The organism is Streptomyces zingiberis (assembly GCF_012034935.1).
Lineage (GTDB): Bacteria > Actinomycetota > Actinomycetes > Streptomycetales > Streptomycetaceae > Streptomyces > Streptomyces zingiberis.
Map to the genome: position 1 here is coordinate 159,154 of NZ_JAATEN010000009.1, position 12,511 is coordinate 171,664.

General features: G+C 74.2%; 13 protein-coding genes. 9 read left to right on the plus strand and 4 right to left on the minus strand.

Annotated features, from left to right (window positions below):
• Positions 1-198 precede the first annotated feature (198 nt).
• A complete protein-coding gene (locus tag HCK00_RS14415; protein ID WP_168102309.1) occupies positions 199-804 on the plus strand; it encodes a hypothetical protein in 606 nt (201 codons plus the stop codon).
• Between the two features lie 330 nt (positions 805-1,134).
• Complete coding sequence (locus HCK00_RS14420; protein WP_168102310.1) at positions 1,135-1,689, plus strand: TerD family protein; 555 nt, start codon at positions 1,135-1,137, stop codon at positions 1,687-1,689.
• Positions 1,690-1,792: 103 nt separating this feature from the next.
• Here the strand turns inward: HCK00_RS14420 and HCK00_RS14425 are convergent, their stop codons facing one another.
• Positions 1,793-2,176 (minus strand): BlaI/MecI/CopY family transcriptional regulator, encoded by a 384-nt coding sequence (locus HCK00_RS14425; RefSeq protein WP_168102311.1) that lies wholly within the window; start codon positions 2,174-2,176, stop codon positions 1,793-1,795.
• 377 nt (positions 2,177-2,553) lie between these two features.
• On the opposite strand from HCK00_RS14425, the gene HCK00_RS14430 reads away from it, so the two are divergent.
• The 3 genes from HCK00_RS14430 (at position 2,554) to HCK00_RS14440 (ending at position 5,161) form a co-directional block, all read left to right on the plus strand.
• A complete protein-coding gene (locus tag HCK00_RS14430) occupies positions 2,554-3,594 on the plus strand; it encodes a C40 family peptidase (protein ID WP_168102312.1) in 1,041 nt (346 codons plus the stop codon).
• 155 nt (positions 3,595-3,749) lie between these two features.
• A complete protein-coding gene (locus tag HCK00_RS14435; RefSeq protein WP_168102313.1) occupies positions 3,750-4,943 on the plus strand; it encodes a cytochrome P450 in 1,194 nt (397 codons plus the stop codon).
• Positions 4,944-4,945: 2 nt separating this feature from the next.
• Positions 4,946-5,161, plus strand: a complete 216-nt coding sequence (locus HCK00_RS14440) for a ferredoxin (protein ID WP_206320348.1) — start codon at positions 4,946-4,948, stop codon at positions 5,159-5,161.
• Positions 5,162-5,336: 175 nt separating this feature from the next.
• Here HCK00_RS14440 and HCK00_RS14445 read toward each other — a convergent pair whose 3' ends face one another.
• Entirely contained in the window at positions 5,337-5,576 is a 240-nt protein-coding gene (locus tag HCK00_RS14445; RefSeq protein ID WP_168102315.1) for a DUF6411 family protein, read from the minus strand.
• A 140-nt stretch (positions 5,577-5,716) separates the two neighbouring features.
• The gene (locus HCK00_RS14450) at positions 5,717-6,205 is read right to left on the minus strand and encodes a MarR family winged helix-turn-helix transcriptional regulator (protein WP_240965564.1); all 489 of its coding nucleotides are present in this window, start codon (positions 6,203-6,205) and stop codon (positions 5,717-5,719) included.
• A 343-nt stretch (positions 6,206-6,548) separates the two neighbouring features.
• Here HCK00_RS14450 and HCK00_RS14455 point away from each other — a divergent pair, with 343 nt between their 5' ends.
• The 3 genes from HCK00_RS14455 (at position 6,549) to HCK00_RS14465 (ending at position 10,308) form a co-directional block, all read left to right on the plus strand.
• Positions 6,549-7,952 carry an MFS transporter gene (locus HCK00_RS14455; protein ID WP_168102316.1) on the plus strand — a complete coding sequence of 468 codons (1,404 nt, stop codon included), beginning with the start codon at positions 6,549-6,551 and terminating at the stop codon, positions 7,950-7,952.
• Positions 7,953-8,242: 290 nt separating this feature from the next.
• Positions 8,243-9,385, plus strand: coding sequence for a site-2 protease family protein (locus HCK00_RS14460; RefSeq protein WP_168102317.1), 1,143 nt, complete (start codon positions 8,243-8,245; stop codon positions 9,383-9,385).
• An 89-nt stretch (positions 9,386-9,474) separates the two neighbouring features.
• Positions 9,475-10,308 (plus strand): restriction endonuclease, encoded by an 834-nt coding sequence (locus HCK00_RS14465; RefSeq protein WP_240965565.1) that lies wholly within the window; start codon positions 9,475-9,477, stop codon positions 10,306-10,308.
• A gap of 649 nt (positions 10,309-10,957) precedes the next feature.
• Here HCK00_RS14465 and HCK00_RS14470 read toward each other — a convergent pair.
• Positions 10,958-11,863, minus strand: a complete 906-nt coding sequence (locus HCK00_RS14470) for a LysR family transcriptional regulator (protein WP_168102372.1) — start codon at positions 11,861-11,863, stop codon at positions 10,958-10,960.
• Positions 11,864-11,977: 114 nt separating this feature from the next.
• Between HCK00_RS14470 and HCK00_RS14475 the strand changes: the two genes are divergently transcribed.
• Positions 11,978-12,394 carry a YybH family protein gene (locus HCK00_RS14475; protein WP_240965566.1) on the plus strand — a complete coding sequence of 139 codons (417 nt, stop codon included), beginning with the start codon at positions 11,978-11,980 and terminating at the stop codon, positions 12,392-12,394.
• Positions 12,395-12,511: the final 117 nt, after the last annotated feature.

Genomic DNA, 12,511 nt, shown 5'->3' on the forward strand with positions numbered 1-12,511 from the left:
CCGGGATACGGTGAGGCCCGAGGCTGCGCCGGCCGGGTCCGAACTCCTCACCACCGCCACCTGGGACCGGCGTCCCCGCCGACGACCGGGGCCGCGGCGCGTCAGGAGTGAGGAATCGTGAGCGGACCGAGACATTCCGCTGGTTCATGAGATCAATCCGGGGCAACCTCCTGTGAAAACTCCGGGAAGGACAGGAATATGAGTGATGCGGGCCCGAACAACCCGTACGGCCCGCCCCAGAGCGGGGGGAATCCTGCTGCCCACGGGCAGCAGCAAGGGGGCTACGGCCAGGCGCCGCCCCCGTACCCGGGAGGCGGGTACGGCCAGGCGCCGTACCCGCAGCAGCCCGGACAGCCCTACGGTGGCCACCCCGGGGGCAACCAGATGCCGGAACAGATGCCCGGCACCCTCAAGGCGGCGCGTGTCCTGCTGTTCGTCTTCGGCGGACTCGGCATCATCGGTGGCTTCTTCGTGACGGCGGGCGGCGCCGCCCTGAACAACGCCGAGGTGCGGGACGCCGTCGAGAACCAGGGCGGTCTGCCCGAGGGACTGTCGGCCGGCCTGCTGCTCGCCCTCGGCCTCTTCTCGGTGGCCCTGTCGATCGCCGGGATCGTGGTGGCCGCCAAGTTTGGCAAGGGCGGCAGCGGGGTGCGCATCGCCACCCTGGTGATCGGGGCGCTGATGATCGTCACCGGGATCTTCTACGTGCCGCTGGGCATCCTGTGGATCATCGTGGGCGCGCTGGTCGTCGTCTTCGCGGCGCTGAAGGACGGCGCGGCCTGGTTCGGCCGCCCCCGCCACTGAACGCGGCCACACCACCGGACCCGTGCGCGCGGGGGCGGCACCCACCCGGGTGCCGCCCCCGCCGCGTGCGCGGGCCCCACCGCCCGGGGCCGCGGCGGGTGCCCGGTGGGGCCTCCCGCAGGCGCGCGCCCGCCGCTCCGTCTCCCCTGCCGCGGCCGGGCGCCGGCCGCCCCGCCCGTGCGCCCTCCCTGCCTCCTTCACCGGCCCCGCACGCGCCCTCGCCGCTTTTCCCGGAGCTCCACACGGGGCAGCCTGCACACAGCGGGTCCGCCGCCCTACGATGGCGCCCGCACCACGTGTCCACACCGGTCGTCGGGGGAGAGGAGGCCCGTGAGCGAACTCAGCAAGGGCTCCGCGGGAAGTGTCAACAAAGGCCTGGAGAAGGTCCAGGTCGCGCTGAAATGGGACCCGAGTCCCCTCGGTGAGCCCACCGTCGATCTCGACATCATCGCCGGGGCCTACGCGGCGGAGGAGCCGTACGGCCCGCCGGTCTACCTCGTGCACTTCGACAGCCGCTCGCCGGACGGCACGATCACCCTCACCCGGGACAGCCGTAACGGGCAGGGTTTCGGCGTCGACGAGGCCATGACCCTGGAGCTGTACCGGATGGCACCCTCCTTCACCCGCGTGGTCGTCGGGGTGGCGATCCAGCAGGGCGAGGGGCGGAGGACGTTCGGCGGGGTCTCCAACAGCTCCGTGCAGGTTCTCAACGGCTACACGGAGCTGGCCCGGGACGACTTCGGGAGGGTCGCCGGGGCCACCGCCGCCACGGTCGCGGAGTTCCTCCGCGACGAGAGCGGCGTCTGGGAGTTCCGGGAGTTCCTCCGCGGCCATGACACCGATCCGGGGTCGTTCGCGCGGACGATGGGGGAGCGCAACCCGTGATCCCGGTCCCCGTCCGGCCCCCGCCCACCGTGGTGGGAGAGCCGGACGGGGAGGAGCGCCGGGGGACGGGCGGACAAGCCGGCCGGCCGTGCGCCGGCCCGCCTCAGCCTGTCCCGCCACCCCCACCCCCACCCCCAGGCCCGTCACGGAGCGCCGAGCGCAGCGCGGCGGTCTCGGTGGCCGAGATCTGCTCCACGAAGCTGGCGAGCGCGCCCGCGGGGTCGGGCGTGCCGGCGAGTACCTCGCGCATCAGCGCCGCGGTGAACTGTGGCCGGGTGGCGGTGGGCGCGTAACGCCAGGCGCGCCCGGCCATCTCCCGGCGCAGCAGCCCCTTGCGGACCAGGATGCCGGCGACCGTCCTGACGGTGCTGTAGGCGATCGGCCGGGTCGTGCCGAGATCGTCGAGCAACTCCCGGGCCGTGGCCGGACGGTCCCAGTTCCACAGGCGGTCCATGATCTCCGCCTCCAGCTCCCCCAGTGGTCGCACCGCTGCCCTCCTCGACTCCCCGTCCGTTGTTTCCGCGCCGGGCCGGCCCGTCGAACCGGTCGTCGCGGACCGGTCGTCGCGGACGGACGGGACGTGCGGGGCGGAAGCGGCCGAAACGGCATTCTGTCAACAGAATTGGCGGATGTCCGGAGATGAAGGAGGCGTGTCCTGGGGCGGGGAAGGGGCCCGGCGGGCCGGGCGTACCCGGCGCTTGGAGCTAAGAAACTTAGCAGGTTAAGATCCGGCGTCGAACCCTTCGCGTGGTCGGCCGTCCAGCCGGGACGGCGGCGAAGGCACCGTCGATTCCGCCGGGTTGGCGGAGCCGGGAGCGCGGCCCTCCTCCCGGCAGGCGGCCGAGGAATAAGGAGCTGCCCTCCGTGGCGTCCCACCGTCGTCCCAAGCAGCCTCATCAGCGCACCTACAAGGCCGTGCTCGGCGTCACCGCCGCCGCGGCGGCGCTCTCCGCGAACACCGCGCAGGCCGACCCCCTGCCCGACCCCAAGGCGAAGGGCGTCAAGGCACAGGTCGACCGGTTGTACGAAGAGGCGACCCAGGCGACGGAGAAGTACAACGGGGCCAACGAGAAGGAGGGGAAGCTCCGCAAGGAGGTCGAGAAGCTGCAGGACACGGTGGCCCGCAGCCAGGCCGAGCTCAACGACCTCCGCGACGGCCTCGGTTCGATGGCCACCGCGCAGTACCGCAGCGGCGGCATCGACCCCTCCGTCCAGCTCCTCCTCGCCAGCGACCCCGACGGTTACCTGGAGAAGGCCTCCACCCTCGACCGGCTGAGCAGCCAGCAGCTCGCCGTGCTCAAGCAGGCCCAGGCCAAGCAGCGGACGCTGCAGCAGCAGCGCACCGAGGCGGCCGAGAAGCTGCGTGCCCTGGAGGACACCCGCGGCGAGCTCCGGGAGCGGAAGAAGGAGATCCAGGGCAAACTGGCCAAGGCGCAGCGGCTGCTCAACAAGCTGACGGCCGAGGAGAAGGCCAAGATGGAGGCCGAGGAGGCGCGCGCCAACCGCACCAGCGCCCGTGCCGACCTGGGCAGCCAGGGCAGCGCCACCGCCCGCACGGGCAGCGCCTTCGAGGCCGCCAAGAGCCGGGTCGGCATGCCTTACGTGTGGGGCGCCACCGGCCCCAGCTCCTTCGACTGCTCGGGGCTGACCTCCTGGGCCTTCGCGCAGGCCGGCGTCACGATACCCCGCACGTCCCAGGCCCAGGCCAACGCCGGTACCCGGATCAACTCGCAGAGCGACCTGCGCCCCGGCGACCTGGTCATCATGCGCTCCGATCTCAGCCATGTCGCCTTCTACGCGGGCAACGGCCAGATCCTGCACGCTCCCAAGCCCGGCGCCAACGTCCGCTACGAGCCGATGAGCACCAGCGGCATGCCGTTCATGTGGGGCGTCCGCATCGGCTGAACCGGTCACCGCCGGAGCGCCCGCCCCCGCCGGATCCGTGGCCGCCCGCCGACTCCCGGGCCGAAAGGCGCTGTTGACTCGGGAGTAGCGGCTTTCTACGGTCCGTGGGGGCGCCGGGCTGCCGTCCGGCGCGACACCAGCCAAAGGGGGCGCAGGTGACCACGTTCGAGACCGCACCGATCAGCTATCCCTTCAACGACCCCATCGGGCTGGGGCTGGCGGACACCTACACCCGGGTACGCGAGGCCCCGGGATTGGTGCGGGTCCGGCTGCCCCACGGCGAGCCGGCCTGGCTCGTCACCCGGTACGCCGAGGCCCGGCTCGTCCTGGGCGACCGCCGCTTCAGCCGGGCCGAGGCCGCCCGGCACGACGAGCCCCGGCAGGGCCCTGCCCACACCACCAGCGGCATCCTGGGCATGGATCCGCCCGACCACACCCGGCTGCGGGCCCTGGTCGCCAAGGCGTTCACCGCGCACCGGGTGGAGCGGCTCCGCCCGGCCGTCCGCGCCCTGGCGGAGGACCTGCTGGACACCATGGAGGAGGCCGGCCCGCCGGCGGACCTCGTCGAGGACTACGCGCTGCCGGTGCCCGTCGCCGTCATCTGCCGCCTCCTCGGCGTCCCCGAGGAGGACCGGCCCCTCTTCCGGGCGTGGAGCGACGCCGCGCTGTCCACCAGCGCCCTCACCGCGGAGGAGTTCATGGCCAGCCGTGAGGAACTCCGCGGCTACATGGCCGGGCTGATCGAAGCCCACCGCGCGGAGCCGCGCGACGACCTGATGAGCGCCCTCATCACCGCCCGTGACGGCGACCACGGCCGGCTCACCGAGCTGGAGCTGATCGATCTGTGTATCGGCATCCTCGTCGCCGGCCACGAGACGACCGCCACCCAGATCCCCAACTTCGTGCTCACCCTCCTCGACCACCCTGATCATCTCGCGCGGCTGCGTGAGGATCCGGACCTGCTGCCGGGCGCCGTCGAGGAACTCACCCGCTTTGTGCCGCTCGGCGCGGGCGCGGCCTTCCCCCGCTACGCCACGGAGGACATCGAGGTCGGGTCCACACTCGTCAGGGCGGGTGAGGCGGTGCTGGTGTCCATGGCGGCGGCCAACCGCGACGCCGGCCGCTTCGGTGAACCCGACACCCTGGACTTCGGCCGTCAGGGCAACCAGCACCTCGGTTTCGGCCACGGGGCCCACCACTGCCTGGGCGCGCCGCTCGCCCGGCTGGAACTCCAGGAGGCTCTGCGGGCCCTGCTGCGGCGCTTCCCGCGGCTCCATGTGGCCGGGGAGGTCGAGTGGAAGACACAGATGATCGTGCGCGGACCGCGCACCCTGCCGATCGGGTGGTGAACATGACCTGGCACATCGAGGTCGATCAGGGCCGGTGCCTCGGCTCCGGCGTCTGCGTGGGCACGGCGCCCGAGCTCTTCGTCCTGGAGGAGGACCGGGCCCGCCCGCGCAACGCGGAGGTGCAGCCGGACGAGGAGGTCCTGGACGTGGCGGACTCCTGCCCCCTGATGGCCATCGAGGTGCGGGAGGGCGCCGAGGTGATCGCCCCGCGGCCGTGACACCGGGCCGGCCGCGGCCCCGGGGGACCGAACCCCCGCGGGCCGCGGCCGGCGCCACGACGTGCGGCGCCCCCGTCCCGTGCCGCCGCGCCCCGCCCGGTGGGCGGTGGTGCGGCGGCACGGGACGGGGGCGCCTTCCCGCTCAGGTGCGAGGAGGAACGGCGTCCGGAGCCGCTCAGAACGGCATGCGACCGCGGGCCCGGCGCCCGGCGGAGCCGCTGCGCCCGACGGCGCGCGAGCTGCTGCGGAACGGCTTGCTGAACAGGCGGCCCAGCGGGCCCGGCGCCTTGCCGGTCACCCGGGTGCCGGCTCCGAGTGAACGCTGTGTCCCGCGCTCGGGGTGGCGGGAGACCTGCGGCAGGACGAAGGCCAGGACGGCCAGGACGACGCAGACGGCGACGATGCCGACGACCATGACGGGCACCTCCTCGGTGTTGGTGTCCCGCGCTTACCCGGGCCGGGGCCGGCCATGCGGCGCGGGGAGCCCCACTGCCATGATCAGCCGGATGGGGCAGCCGCAACCCGCGGGCGCGGGGAGCGGCCCGGGCGTCAGGGTCAGGACGACGGCGGCGGTTCGGCCGCGGCGGTCCCGGGGGCGGCGATCCGCAGCAGCAGCGCGTGCAGGGTGCGCCGGTCCGGCTCGTCCAGCGGGCCGAGCAGCTCGTCGCGGACCCGGCGGCTGGAATCCTCCGCCCTGCGGAGGAAGTCCCGGCCCCCCTCGGTGAGCACCACGATGCGGCTCCGGCGGTCGGTGGGGGAGGGGCGCCGCTCCGCCAGTCCGCGGCACTCCAGGTCGTCGACGAGGCCCACGATGGCGCTGGGGTCGTACCCCAGGCGGGTGCTCAGCTCCCGCTGGAGCGCTCCTTCCACGGTCGCCAGGAAGCGCATCATCGCGTAATGGCGCAGCCGCAGCCCCGACTCCTGGAGGGTCGCGTTGAACAACTGTCCCGAGCGCAGACCGAGGCGGTAGAGCAGGTATCCGGTGTCGGCGTGGAGCGAGCGCATCCACGGCTCGTCACCGTCCACGACGCCGGCGGCGGGCATCGACGCGGTCTCTGGCGGTGTGCTGGTGATGGCTGTCTCCCCCCCCCGGCGGCCTCTGCGGGGCCCTGGCGGTACGGCTCCCTGACCTCTCCAGCATGCGGCATGGGCGAGGGCTGACACAACTATTGACGACGCCAATTATTGCTCCTACCTTCCAAGACGCCGACGGGACACCGGCCGGCCGGTTCCGGCGGGTGGCGGGCCCACACCCCGCGGCGCGCTCCGGCCTGTCCGTCTCCCCGCCGGCCGTCCCCGGCCGTGCGGTCCCCGCCCGGCCCGCCGCCGTCGTGCCCGCGCCGTCCCCGCTTTCTCCCGCGTCTCCGTCCTCCCTTAGGTGGCGACCATGACCAGCACCTCGTCCCCGACCCCGCCCCCGGCCCCGCCGTCCGGCGCGGCGGGCGATCCCCAGCAGCTCCGGCGCGCCGTCGCCTCCAGCTTCATCGGCAGCGTCATCGAGTACTACGACTTCCTGCTGTACGGGACGGCGTCCGCCGTCGTCTTCAACCAGATCTTCTTCTCCGACCTCGACCCGCTGGCCGGCACCGTGGCCAGCTTCGGCACCTTCGCGGTGGGGTACCTGGCGCGCCCGTTGGGCGGACTGGTGTTCGGGCACTTCGGTGACCGCCTCGGACGCAAACAGATGCTGGTGATCACCATGGTCCTCATGGGGGTGGCGAGCTTCCTCATCGGCTGTCTGCCCACCTCCGAGCAGATCGGCAGCTGGGCCGCCGTGCTGCTGGTGATCCTCCGCGTGGTCCAGGGCGTGGCCGTCGGCGGCGAGTGGGGTGGTGCCGTCCTGGTGTCGGCCGAACACGCCAGGACCAGGCGCGGCCTGTGGGCCAGCTTCACCAACGCCGGCGCACCGTGCGGCATGGTGCTCTCCACGGCCGCGTTCACCGCCACCTCCTCGCTCACCGGCGACGAGCAGTTCCTCGCCTGGGGCTGGCGGATCCCCTTCCTGCTCAGCGCCGTGCTGCTGGGGGTCGGCCTCTTCGTCCGGCTGAAGGTGGCCGAGACCCCGGTCTTCACGGCGGCGGCCGGCGAGGCGGCCTCCGCGTCCGCGCCGCGCCCGCAGCTGCCGCTGCTCGACGTCCTGCGGAACCACCCGCGCAACCTGCTGCTCGCGGTCGGGGTCGGGCTCGGCGCCTTCGTGGCCCAGGGGGCGCTGACCACCTACCTGATCGCCTACGCCGTGCAGGCGGGACAGCCACGGCAGGCCGTGCTCAACGCGCTCACCCTCTCCTCGGCACTCGCCGTCATCGGAATCCTCGGCTGGTCGGCGCTGTCCGACCGGGTCGGCCGCCGCCCCGTCGTGCTGAGCGGGGCGGTCCTCATGGGCGCCTTCTCCTTCGCCCTCTTCCCCCTCGTGGACTCCGGGAGCGTCGCGCTCCTCACGCTCGCGGTGGTCGTCGGCCAGTCCGTCCTCCATCCGATGATGTACGGCCCGCTGGCCGCCCTCTGCACGGAGCTGTTCTCCACCCGCAGCCGGTACACCGGTGCCTCGCTCGGCTACCAGCTCGCCGGCATGGGGGCCGGTTTCGGTCCGCTGATCTTCGCCGAGGTGCAGCGGGCCTCCTCGGGCGGCGGAGGGACCCTGATCTCCCTGGTGATGGCCGGCTTCTGCCTTCTCACCGTGGTCAGCGTGGCTCTGCTGCACGAGACCGGCGGCCGGTCGCTGGACGACCGGGAGAACGCCGGGGCCGGGGCCGCGGGCACCCCCGCGGACCTCGTCCGGCCGGCGGACTGACCGGACGGCGGCCGCCGTCCCGCCCCGCGCCCGCTCCGGGGCACCTACCAGGTTCGGGCCGGTGGGTGCCCCGGTCCGCGTCCCGCGGGTGCCTCCCGCCCCGGGCGGGGAGGCACCCGCCGAGCCGGGCGCGGCGGGTGAGCGGCCCCGCGGCGCGACCGCCCCCGCACCCCGCCCTGCGTCCGCTCCGGCCGGACCCTGGCGAGGGCGGAGCGCGCCGGCGGGGTTCGTCCGGCCTCCCTGGGTACCCGGGACCTCCGCCGACCGTCTGGGAACCGGAGGTCACCGCCGTGGGGCAGACGTTTACGCTGGGACGGCTGGCCGGTGTCCGCATCGGCGTGAACTGGAGCGTCCTGGTCATCCTGGCGCTCATCACCGTGGGCCTCGCCCGCGGGCGCTTCCCCGTGACCCACCCGGAGGCCCCCGCCTGGGCGGCCTGGGTGGCAGCCGCCCTCACCGCCGTCGCCTTCCTGCTCTCCCTGCTGGCCCACGAGCTGTCGCACGCCGTGGTGGCGCGCCGGCACGTTGTGGCCGTGGACAGCATCACCCTGTGGCTCCTGGGCGGGGTGGCGCGGTTGCGGAGCGAGGCACCGGACCCGCGGGCCGAAATGCGCATCGCGGGCGCGGGTCCCCTGGTCAGCCTGGTGCTCGGCGGGCTGTTCGCCGGACTGGCGGTGCTGCTGCGGATCGCCTCCGGGCCGGGTCTGGCCGCCGACGCGGTGGCCTGGCTCGCGGCGATGAACGTGCTGCTCGCCGTCTTCAACGTGCTTCCCGCGGCGCCGCTGGACGGCGGGCGGCTGCTGCGCGCACTGGTCTGGTGGCGCACGGGTGACCAGGTACGTGCCACCCTCGCCGCGACCACGGCGGGCCGCGCGCTGGGCTGGGCGCTGGTCGCCCTGGGCCTTTTCCTGGTGCTCACCGGCGGCGGTCTCGGTGGCCTCTGGCTCGCCCTGATCGGCTGGTTCCTGATCGCTGCCGCCACGGCCGAAGGGGGAGAGGCCCGCCTGCGGGAGACCCTCTCCGGGGTCTCGGTGGGCCAGGCGATGAGCGGGGACCCCGTCACCGCCCCAGCCTCCGCCACCGTCGCCGACCTGCTGGAGGGCCCCGCGTACCGGTACCGGCACTCGGCCTTCCCCGTCACCCGCGACGGCGGGGAGCCGGTGGGGCTGGTGACGCTCCACCGGGCCCGGGAGATCCCCGGTGAGCGGCGCGACTCCGTCCGGCTCACCGAGGCGATGCTGCCGCTGGACGAGGTCCCCACCGCCGCACCCGGGGATCCGCTCGCCGCGCTCCTGCCGCGCCTGGAGGCCGCGCCCACCCGCCGGGCGCTGGTGCTGGAGGACGGACGGCTCGTGGGCATCGTCTCCTCCGCCGACATCAGCCGGGTCACCGCGTGGCTGACCTCTCCGGCGCCCGGCGGGACCCCTCGCTGACGGAGCCTCACCTTGCGCGGGTGAACCGCCCCGGCCTGGGCAGGAGGGGGTAAATGATCTTTATCGGCACTCCAGGGGGGAGTTCGTGCATGGCCACACCCGTACGCCGTGACCCGGCCGCCGGGTCCGTCCGGCCGGTCCGATCGGACCGATCGGACCGGTTCGTCCCGTCCGTGCGGTCCGCCGGATCCGCCGCCCGCCGCGGCCGGCCGGTGCCGCTCGGCCGGCTGGCCGCTCCGCTGGGTTTGGTGGTCATCCTGGTCTGCGGCGCGGGGCTGATGCTGTGGCAACTCGTCCAGGCCCCGTCGGGGCGGTCGGCCATCGCCGCCGGTGGCGTGCTCCTCGCCGCCCTGGCCGCCGCCTTGACGTGGGGCAGGCGCCGGGAGAGGCGGCGGACGGTGGCCGCCGGGCCGGAGGAGGGGGAGATACCGGAGGCCGAGGCGCTGGTGGAACTCCTGCCCGATCTGCACCCCCGGCCCGGCGCGGAGCCGTACCCCGGGGAGTGGGCCCGGACGCCGGCCGGGCCGGGGCCGGAACTCGTCGCGGTCGACGACGCGATGGACGCCTACGCCTTCGAGCAGGCCGTGGCGGCGCTGTGCGTCCGTGACGGCTGCCGGGAGGTCTCGGTCGCCGGCGGGGCGGGCGACCTCGGCGCCGACGTGCTGGCCGTCTGTCCCGACGGACGGCGCGTCGTCATCCAGTGCAAGCGATACCGCGACACGAACAAGGTCGGTTCCGAGGACCTCCAGCGGTTCGGCGGCACCTGCTTCACCGTGCACGAGGCCGACATCGCCGTCCTGGTGACCACCAGCTCCTTCACCGGACCCGCGGTGGACTACGCCGGGCGGACCGGGATCCGCTGCGTCGACGGAGAGGCCCTGGCCGCCTGGACGGACCAGGCCTGCCCACCCCCCTGGGAGTGACGGGCCCACCGCCCATGGTCATACACGGGAGAAAAACTACTTCGGCCGTTATAGACATCCGGAAGGGGTGGGGCTAACGTTTCTGGTGTGACCAGTGGTTCACGCCAGCAGCCCCAGCGCGGCAACGACGACCGCGCACGGCGTGTGAGAAACGATGCGCGCCGCAGGACGCCGCCGTGGTGCGGCTTTCGAAGATCACCGTGAGAGAGGAGCGCATCACCATCGGGATCACCCGGGCGGCGCCCCTCCCCGCCGGCCCGGATCCGGCAAGACCCAGGAAGGGCAAGGTGGTCCTCGGTCGAGCAGTCAACGATCCCCGTGCCCCCGGCCACGCGGCCGGGTGACGGAAAAAGAGAGACACCGGCTGTCCCTGAGCCGGTGGATGGTGTTGTTTCCCTCGGGGCTCCGGTGCCGCACGGCACCGGAGCCCCTCGTCGCGCGTCGCGCGAACCGGCGGCCGTGCACGGCGGTGGAACGGCCCGGCGCGGGACGGCCCGCCGGCAGGCCCCCGGCCGGCGACGGACGGTGCATCCAAGGCGAACGGAACTCCCGCCCCGATCAGGCCGGGAGCGCCGGCCGGCTCACCGCCGGCGGCCGGCCTCCGCCGTCGGCCGGGCGGCGGCGACCCGGCCAGGGCGCGGTGAACCCGTCACGCGGTTCCCGTCCCCGCCCGCAGATGTTCACGGGCGCGGCGCACCAGTGCCCGCCCCGCTGGGCCTGTCGGGCCGCCGGCCCGCCAGACGAAGGCCAGACGGCCCCGCAGTTCCGCACCGTCCTCAGTGGTGATCGGCAGGGTCCACAGACGGCTCGCGTGGGTGTCCGCGTAGATTCCGGGCAGCACCGCCGTCCCCAGCCCGCGCGCCGCCAGTTCGGCCACCACCGAAGGGTCACCGGCCTCCAGGGCGATCCGGGGGGAGACGCCGGCCGCCGCGCACGCCTCGTCCAGCCGGGCGCGCACCCCCGTGCCCGGCGGCAGACAGATCAGCGGGTGGTCCAGGAGGCCGGCCGGCGTCACACCGGTGGAGGCGGCCAGGGGATGGCCGGGAGCGACGGCGGCCACGATCGGCTGGTCGTCCACGACCTCGTACGCCAGGTCACCGGGGATCTCGGCGCCCACGCTGACCACCGCGGCGTCCAGCCGCCCCGTCCGCACGCCGTCCACCAGCGTATCGCTGGCCCCCTCCGAGAGGGTGATCTCCACGGCCGGATGGCGACGGTGGAAGTCCGCCAGCAGTCCCGGCAGATCGGCGGTGTGCGAGGTGACCGTGGCGACCGCCACGCGACCTCGCAGCAGACCGGTCAGCTCCTCGACGGCGAGCCGGGCGCCCTCGGCGGCGGCCAGTGCCGCCCGGGCGTACGGGAGGACGGCCGCACCCGCCTCGGTCAGCCGGATTCCGCGCCCGGAGCGGTCGAGCAGCTCCGCCCCCAGCTCCCTTTCCAGACGGCGGAGTTGCGCGCTGACCCCGGGTTGGGCCACATGCAGCCGGCCGGCGGCGCGGGTGATGTTGCCCTCCTCGGCCACGGCCACGAAGTAGGCGAATCGCCGCAGTTCCATAAGCAGCAATTCTAGAGCCGAGACCAAACCGGTCTTGGACTTCTGCTGCCGCCCCGGCAGAGGCTGGTGCATGCCGGGCGCGGGATCCGGCGAGATCGAGAAACGGGAGCAGAGATGCGGGACGACATGCGGGACGCGGCCCACGGCGAGCAGACGCGCGCGGGGGACCGGACGCGGGAGCGCGCCACCACCCCGGAGGACCTGACGCGGTTGTTCGTGGAGCGGGCCAACGCCCGGGACGCCGCCGGGCTGGCCGAGTTGTATACCACCGACGCGGTGCTCGCCTACCCGCCGGAAAGCCCCTCGGTGGGCCGGGAGGCGATCCGCGCCGCCTGCGAACAGATGCTCCGTCACGTGCCGCTGCCCTTCCTCCGGGAGGCGCCGCTGCCCACGGTGCGCTGTGGCGATCTGGCGCTGACCTCCACCCGGTCCGGGGACGGCTCCGGCGTCCGGGTGCAGGTGGTGCGCCGTGAGCCGGACGGGAGCTGGCTGCGGGTCATCGACCGTCCGGAGGTGCCGGAGTCCTCCTGACCGGGCCGGCCGCGCCCCGCGGGATCGGTCAGGCGGTGCCGGAGTCCGGCAGGGTGAGGGAGCCGTCCCCGGCGAGGGGGACACCGGGGGTGTGGGCGATCGCCCAAGGGCGGCCGC

Excerpts from the sequence above, each read along its gene's own strand:
- HCK00_RS14415 (WP_168102309.1), top strand. The coding sequence starts at position 199 with ATGAGTGATGCGGGCCCGAACAACCCGTACGGCCCGCCCCAGAGCGGG.
- HCK00_RS14440 (WP_206320348.1), top strand. The coding sequence starts at position 4,946 with ATGACCTGGCACATCGAGGTCGATCAGGGCCGGTGCCTCGGCTCCGGC.
- HCK00_RS14445 (WP_168102315.1), bottom strand. The coding sequence starts at position 5,576 with ATGGTCGTCGGCATCGTCGCCGTCTGCGTCGTCCTGGCCGTCCTGGCC.
- HCK00_RS14450 (WP_240965564.1), bottom strand. The coding sequence starts at position 6,205 with ATGCCCGCCGCCGGCGTCGTGGACGGTGACGAGCCGTGGATGCGCTCG.
- HCK00_RS14455 (WP_168102316.1), top strand. The coding sequence starts at position 6,549 with ATGACCAGCACCTCGTCCCCGACCCCGCCCCCGGCCCCGCCGTCCGGC.
- HCK00_RS14465 (WP_240965565.1), top strand. The coding sequence starts at position 9,475 with ATGGCCACACCCGTACGCCGTGACCCGGCCGCCGGGTCCGTCCGGCCG.
- HCK00_RS14470 (WP_168102372.1), bottom strand. The coding sequence starts at position 11,863 with ATGGAACTGCGGCGATTCGCCTACTTCGTGGCCGTGGCCGAGGAGGGC.
- HCK00_RS14475 (WP_240965566.1), top strand. The coding sequence starts at position 11,978 with ATGCGGGACGACATGCGGGACGCGGCCCACGGCGAGCAGACGCGCGCG.